5 protein-coding genes are annotated in these 5,990 nt (G+C 64.6%); 2 read left to right on the top strand and 3 right to left on the bottom strand.

Annotated elements, in window-relative coordinates:
- Window positions 1-2,426 (top strand): autotransporter outer membrane beta-barrel domain-containing protein (locus ACOJTD_RS14535; protein ID WP_420133607.1); only part of this gene is annotated, 2,426 nt, incomplete at its 5' end.
- Window positions 2,427-2,483: 57 nt separating this feature from the next.
- Here ACOJTD_RS14535 and ACOJTD_RS14530 read toward each other — a convergent pair.
- Entirely contained in the window at window positions 2,484-3,188 is a 705-nt protein-coding gene (locus ACOJTD_RS14530) for a UPF0149 family protein (protein ID WP_420133606.1), read from the bottom strand.
- A 189-nt stretch (window positions 3,189-3,377) separates the two neighbouring features.
- Here ACOJTD_RS14530 and ACOJTD_RS14525 point away from each other — a divergent pair, with 189 nt between their 5' ends.
- Window positions 3,378-3,668 carry a helix-turn-helix domain-containing protein gene (locus tag ACOJTD_RS14525; protein ID WP_420133605.1) on the top strand — a complete coding sequence of 97 codons (291 nt, stop codon included), beginning with the start codon at window positions 3,378-3,380 and terminating at the stop codon, window positions 3,666-3,668.
- A 59-nt stretch (window positions 3,669-3,727) separates the two neighbouring features.
- On the opposite strand, the gene ACOJTD_RS14520 is transcribed toward ACOJTD_RS14525, so the two are convergent.
- Complete coding sequence (locus tag ACOJTD_RS14520; RefSeq protein ID WP_420133604.1) at window positions 3,728-4,705, bottom strand: DUF2971 domain-containing protein; 978 nt, start codon at window positions 4,703-4,705, stop codon at window positions 3,728-3,730.
- A 243-nt stretch (window positions 4,706-4,948) separates the two neighbouring features.
- Window positions 4,949-5,990 (bottom strand): chaperonin GroEL (gene groEL / locus ACOJTD_RS14515; protein ID WP_420133603.1); only part of this gene is annotated, 1,042 nt, incomplete at its 5' end.

Below are 5,990 nucleotides of genomic sequence, written 5' to 3'. Positions count from 1 at the left end.
GTCAGGGCTCTCTCGAGGTGAGCGGGCCGGGAACGGTGTGGACCAGCACCGGCGGCGTCGACGTTGCCCGCACCGAAGGCTCGTCCGGCAGCCTCACCATTTCCAACGGCGCGGCGGCGTATATCCGCAATGTCGGCATCTATTCTTCGTCCCTGGGCGCGAACATCGTCATCAAGGACGCCGGCACGCATGTGGAGATCGGCGATCCCAATGATTGGAATGCGGGGGCATGGCTCAGCCCGGGGGGCGGCAACGTCACCGTTTCCAACGGCGCCTATCTCTACGCCAGCGGCATCTATCTCGGGCCGGGTGGCGACTTCCTGACGACCGGGACCTTCACCGGCCGCGGCACGGTGGTCGAGACTGATCAACGTATCTATGTGGGCGGCCAGAACGGCTTTCGAGACGTCGACCCGATGAACGGCAACGGTGTCCTGAACGTCACGGACGGCGCCGTGGTGACGTCCGGCACCGTGGGCGCGGGCATGGACCCGCATTCGCAGGGCCTGATCAATGTCAGCGGCAGCGGTTCGCGGCTGTGGGCGAAGGCCAATCCGACGCAGAGCATCCTGGGGAATTTCTACGTCGGCTACAACGGCAGCGGCACCGTGGTGGTGTCGAACGGCGGCGAGATCCGGGCCGACAATGAGGTCCGCATCGGCTACGCGTTGCAGGGGCAGGGCGTGCTCGCCATCGGTGCGGCGAGCGGCTCGGCCGCCGCGGCACCCGGCGTCGTCACGGCGCCGCGCATCGTGTTCGGCGATGGGATCGGCCAGCTCGTGTTCAACCACACCTCGTCGAACTATACGCTGGCGTCGGATATCGTCGGCAGCGGCACCATCCTTGCGCTCGCCGGCGCCACGACGCTGACCGGCAACTCGTCGGGGTTCACCGGCACTGTCGACGTCTCCGGTGGCATTCTGACGATGTCCGGCGTGATCGCCGCGACGATCACGGTGCAGAGCGGCGCCGTGCTGTCGGGCTCGGGCACGGTCGGCGGCGTCGATGCCCAGGCCGGCGCGACGATCGCGCCCGGCAATAGCCCCGGCACGCTGACGGTGGCGGGCAATTATCATCAGGCGGCAGGCTCGACCTACAATGCCGAACTGGTGCCGGGCAGCACGGTGTCGGACCGCGTCGCGGTGAGCGGCACCGCGTCCATCGACAATGGTGCGATCCTCAACGTCTCGCGCTATGGCGCCGGTCCTTATGCGCTGGATGCGCGCTACACCGTGCTCAGCGCTACCGGTGGCGTCAGCGGTCGTTACACATTGACCGGGGATACGTTCATCTCGACTTTCTATACGCTGACCGCCAGCTACGATCCGACCCATGTCTATGTTGGCGCGGCTCAGACCCGCGGCTTTGCCGATGCGGCGCTGACGCTCAATCAGCGTGCGGCGGCGAGCGGCCTGCAGAGTCTCGCGAGCGGCAACGGACTGCGCCCTGCGGTGGCGATGTCGTCGACTGACGGCGCGGCCCGTGCGGCGTTCGATCAAGTCTCGGGCGAGGCCTACGCCTCGGCCAAGACGGCGCTGCTCGACGACAGCCGCTTCGTGCGCGAAGCGACGACGCAGCAGTTGCAGTCGGCTCAGCGCGGGCCCGATACGTCGGTGTGGGCGCTGGGCTACGGCTCCTGGGCCAAGACCGACGGCAATGGCAATGCGACCGGCGTCCGCCGCAACACCGGCGGCATTCTGTTCGGTGCCGACGGCGAAGTCTTCAACGCGCTGCGGCTCGGCGTGGTCGGCGGTTACGGCAACACCAGCATCAGCCTCGACGGCGACCGCGGTTCGGTGTCGGGCGACACCTACAGCATCGGCGCCTATGGCGGCGGCAACTGGAACGCGGTCGCGCTCGGCCTCGGCGTCAATCACGCCTGGCACGAACTGACCTCGAGCCGCAACGTCGCGCTGGCGGGCTTCGCCGATCGATTGATCGCGGACTACAATGCCCGCACCACGCAGGTGTACGGCGATATCGGCTACAACATCGAACTCGGCCACGCCGCGCTACAGCCGTTCGCCGGCATCGCTTACGTGAACCTCGCCACGTCGGGCTTCACCGAGAAGGGCGGGGCTGCGGCGCTGATCAGCGCAAGCGACACGACCGACGCGACCTTCACCACGCTCGGCCTGCGCGCCAAGGGCGCATTCGAGGTCGGCGCGGTGGTGCTGACCACGAACGGCATGGTCGGCTGGCGCCACACGCTGAACCACGTCACCCCCACCGCGACCAATGCGTTCGCTGGCAGCAGCGCCTTCACGGTGTCGGGCGTGCCGCTGGCGCAGGACGTCGCCGTGTTCGAGGCCGGGCTCGGCACCGCGCTGACACCGACCACCGCCATCAGCGTCAATTACTCCGGCCAGGTCGGCACCGGCATTTCCGACCAGGGCGTCCGCGCCAATCTGCGTGTGACGTTCTAAGCCGCTAACTCAGCCGCCGGGTGTATTGGCATCCGGCGGCCGCCGCGCTTACGCGCCTCAGTTCATTCCACAGCAGCGTTTGTATTTCTTCCCTGACCCGCACGGGCAGGGCTCGTTGCGGCCGATTTTGGTCCGCTTCGTATCGGGCGGGAGCGGCTGGGGCGTTGGCGGGCCCCATTCGATGGTGCGGGGCGACGGGTCATGGGCGATGCGCCAGGTGTTCAGGGTGAGGAGCCACTCGGTGACTTTGTCGGCGGCGGTTGTCGCCAGCACCTCGCGGTCGGCGGCGGAAATGTCGACGATCATTGAGGAGATGTCGACCAATCGCGACAGGCCGTCGAATGCCGCGCGGGTCGCGTCGTTGGCCTCCTGGAGGCGCTCCCAATGCTCCGGCCACATGTCGAGGGCTGCTCCGAAGCCGTCGATCCACGGCTCCCAGACGGCGTGCTCGGTATCGGTCCCGGGCATCAGCGGTCGGTAGCGCTCCGGGTGTTCGGCCAGCGTCGTCGCGACCTCGTTGTAGTGCTGCATGATCAGCCCGAAGATGGCGTTGGCGTGATCGAGGTCGGTGAACGGCGCCGGTTCGTCCGCGTTGCCGCCCCACACCGCCGGCAGCCAGTCGCCGGGCTTGATCATCTCGGGGCAGACCAGCAGCGCCGCGATGAAGCCGTCGAGCTCTTCGACTTGCATGACGTCGGGCCCGAGATCGGCGAGTTCACCTTCGAGTTGCGCGAGATGGGACGGGGGCGGGAGCGGGGGCATGGGGCCTCGATGTGTGGCGGCGTCGGGCTCATCTGTAGCCGGGACGCAGCGAAGCGCAATCGGGCCGACGGCGCTGACGGACGCAGCAAGGGCGACGGTATCGTTCTTTTGCGATGATGCGATTTGACGCGGTGATCGATCGAGCGTTCGATTCCAACGACGATGCCGAAATCAGGGCGCTGCAACGCGATGACCAAGATCAAGGATCTACACAAGGCCTGGAGCCGGGACCGCAAGTACCGCGCGGCCTATCAATCGCTTGAAGACGAGTTCATGGTGATCGCCGCAATCGCCAACGCGCGCCGCCGCGCCAGCCTCAGCCAAGCCGAACTCGCGCGCCGCATGGACACTACGCCAAGCACCCTCGCCCGCCTGGAAAGCGGCCGCGGCCACCCCTCAACGCGAACGCTGCTCCGCTTCGCCAAGGCGACGGGGCATCGGCTGAAGATTAGCTTTGAGCCGGTGAAGGGGAAGGGGTGAGGGAGGGGTAAGCGGAATGCGCTCTCAATTCCGTTCTGCGAGTTGCTGTTCTGCACCTATCAAACTACTGCTGTCGACCTCACGACCGGGATGGCAGTGGAATAGCCTTCGGAATTGAGAAGGCTCCTTATTTGTTCTTCAGCGTCAACAGGCGCGCGCGGGCCAATGAGGATCTCCGTAATCGCATCTGGAGCCTTTAGGCCCATCTCATGTTCGACGTAATGGCGACCGTTAATGATGTGGCGATAGGGGTCGAATTTCGCTTTGACGTTCAAGATAATCCCTCGGGTCTCGCGCTCGTCCGAGAAGCGTTCCTCTTTAGCTGTAAGACAATTCCAGATGAGTTGAGATGCGATAAACTCGCGGGCCATAGTCGCCAGATAGTTGCTGCACCGTACTTGATGGACCAAATCTGTGTGCGCATTGCCTATGCGGCTTGTTATGGCCGCCGCGCTTTGGATTGCAAGCCGATGTCGAGCAGCGATGGCATCGCCGCCATAGATCACGCGGCCTATGTGCAGATTCTTGTTGGCTTCTTCATACAATTCGTTCCGGTCGGGTCGAAAGAGAGAAGGGGCAAATCCGATCGCGTAGCCGCGCCCGCCGTCGGCATATTGCTTCCATTGCGGACCATGATCGCGGTGGCCAGTAAGACTGAGCAGGTAGAACTCGAATGGGCTGGCAAGGCCGTTCGTCTCAATCATATCATCGACGCAATCGCAGAAGGCGTGTGTAAAGAAGTCTCCGGTCTGTCCGACCGTTCGAAGTACATCTCGTGCGATGCTAAGCGCATATTCGAATTCTCGCGGGTCGGTTTGTTGCTGATGACTGAAGAACCATGGCCGCTGGTTGGATGGAATTCCCCGGAGACCTGTCTCGCGCGTGAAATGGTACAGCGGTCTTGTTGGTGTGCTTTCGCTCTGTTCGGTGAGCATCCTGTCTTGGGACCACGTGCCAAACTGCCGCGGCGCTTCGAGTAGCGCGGGCGGAAAAGGTAATTCATCTAAGGTGAGATTCCTGCGGATCATCTGCTTCATACTAATCGCGCTTGTGCAAGCTGCAAGAAAGGAGCTTCGGCGATCCTCGATCGCTTGATCCTCGCCAGGCGCGAGGCGCTACGGCATGGGGAGGTCGCCTCTGGGCAGGCTTCACTTGTACGCTTCGCTCTTAGCAACAAAAAAGCCCGGGATTGCTCCCGGGCTTCGTTGTTTCTGCGATGGGGATCCCGGGTCTGCAGCGCACCACTGCGTGCTGCGCTGCCCCCGGGACGACTTCGTCGCTTAGAAGTCCATGCCGCCCATGCCGCCGCCCGGGGGCATCGCGGGGCCGCCGGCGTTCTTCTTCGGCAGTTCGGCGATCATCGCTTCGGTGGTGATCAGCAGGGCTGCGACCGACGCGGCGTTCTGGATCGCGGTGCGGACCACCTTGGTCGGGTCGATGATGCCCTTCTTGACCAGGTCGCCGTACTCGCCGGACTGCGAGTCGAAGCCCCAGTTGTACTGCTCCTTCTCGAGCACCTTGCCGACGATCACCGAGCCATCTTCGCCGGCGTTGATGGCGATCTGGCGGGCCGGCGCGGAGAGGGCGCGGCGCACGATCTCGACGCCGGTCTTCTGGTCGTCGTTCTTGGTACGCAGGCCCTTGAGCTGCTCGGAGGCACGCAGCAGCGCGACGCCGCCGCCCGGGACGATGCCTTCTTCGACCGCGGCGCGGGTGGCGTGCATCGCGTCATCAACGCGATCCTTGCGCTCCTTCACCTCGACCTCGGTCGCGCCGCCGACGCGGATCACCGCGACGCCGCCGGCGAGCTTGGCCAGACGCTCCTGCAGCTTCTCACGGTCGTAGTCCGAAGTAGTCTCTTCGATCTGCGCCTTGATCTGGGCAACGCGGGCCTCGATGTCCGGCTTCTTGCCGGCGCCGTTGACGATCGTGGTGTTTTCCTTGTCGATCATCACCTTCTTGGCGCGACCCAGCATCTGCAGGGTGACGTTTTCCAGCTTGATGCCGAGGTCTTCCGAGATCGCTTGGCCGCCGGTCAGGATCGCGATGTCCTGCAGCATGGCCTTGCGGCGATCGCCGAAGCCCGGAGCCTTGACGGCCGCGACCTTCAGGCCGCCGCGCAGGCGGTTGACGACGAGGGTGGCGAGCGCTTCGCCTTCGACGTCTTCGGCGACGATCAGCAGCGGCTTGCCGGTCTGCACGACGGCTTCGAGCAGCGGCAGCAGCTCGTTCAGCGACGACAGCTTCTTCTCGTTGATCAGGATGTAGGCGTCATCCATTTCAACGCGCATCTTGTCGGCGTTGGTGACGAAGTAGGGCGAG

The organism is Rhodopseudomonas sp. (assembly GCF_048594845.1).
GTDB lineage: Bacteria > Pseudomonadota > Alphaproteobacteria > Rhizobiales > Xanthobacteraceae > Rhodopseudomonas.
This window is presented reverse-complemented; position numbering and strand designations above follow the sequence as displayed.